Annotated in this window: 1 protein-coding gene; it reads left to right on the top strand. The window is 71.0% G+C overall.

The features are described from left to right. Positions 1-937, top strand: a 937-nt coding sequence (locus I4I78_RS32390; RefSeq protein WP_218615315.1) for an acetyl-CoA hydrolase/transferase family protein, incomplete at its 5' end; no start/stop codon positions are given. Between the last annotated feature and the right edge of the window lie 271 nt (positions 938-1,208).

Below are 1,208 nucleotides of genomic sequence, written 5' to 3'. Positions count from 1 at the left end.
CCTGCTGCCCAGCGACGTCGGTTTGGTGCAGGTGTCCCCGCCGGGACCGGACGGCCGGTGCTCGCTCGGCATCGGCGTCGACTACGCGGGCGACGCGGTGCACCACAGCCGGACGTTGATCGCGGAGATCAACCACCGGATGCCGGTCACCGGCGGAACACCCGGCATCCCGCTCGAGCGGTTCTCCGCGACCCTCGAGACCGAGCGCCCGTTGCCGCAGGCCCCGCAGCGAGAGGCCGACGTCGTCGACGAGGCGATCGCCGAGCGGGTCGCCGGCCTGATCGAGGACGGCGACACGATCCAGATGGGTGTCGGCACCCTTCCGGACGCGATCATGGACGGGCTCGCCGGGCACCGCGACCTCGGCTTCCACGGCGGCATGATCAGCAACGGGGTGTTGCGCCTGGCCGAGAAGGGCGTGCTCACCGGAGCCCGCAAGGAGATCGACACCGGATACCTGGTGACCGGAACGGCGATCGGCAGCGCCGAGCTGTACGAGCGCCTGCCGGGGCTGCCGGTGCTCTTCCGGCCACCCAGCCACACCCACGCCCCCGCCGTGCTGGCCTCGTTGCGTCGGCTGGTGTCGGTCAACTCCGCGATCGAGGTCGACCTCACCGGCCAGGTCGGGTCGGAGACCGCCGGACGCCGCTACCTGGGTGGTATCGGTGGTCAGGCCGACTTCTCGGGTGCCGCGGCCCGGACCGGGGCACTGTCGGTGATCGCGCTGCGTTCGACGGCACGCGAAGCATCGACCATCGTCGCGGCGTTCGACGGCCCGGTCTCCACCGGGCGTGCCGACGTCGACGCCGTCGTCACCGAACACGGTGTGGCGTGGCTGCGGGGCTGCCCGTTGGCGCAGCGTCCCGAACGACTGATCGCCGTCGCCGCCCCCGAATTCCGCGAGGCGCTATTCAGAGCGGTGAACGAGGAATCATGACCCTTCCGACGGCTGTCCACCTGCGAGAGGTCGGGCCGCGCGACGGCTTCCAGAACGAGCCCGAGCGCATCCCGACCGAGGACACGATCCGCCTGATCGACGCGCTCGGGCGTGATCCCCACCAGCCGGGGCCTCGACAACTCTCTGGCCGTTCGGGACACGTTCCACGACGCGGCGATCTTCGTGACCGCGCCCTTCCACAACACCCGCGGCCAGGGACTGACCAACGCCTATGCCGCCTTGCAGGCCGGCTGCACCAGCTTCGCGTCCC

The sequence above is a fragment of the Pseudonocardia sp. KRD291 genome (assembly GCF_019263595.1).
Lineage (GTDB): Bacteria > Actinomycetota > Actinomycetes > Mycobacteriales > Pseudonocardiaceae > Pseudonocardia.
This window is presented reverse-complemented; position numbering and strand designations above follow the sequence as displayed.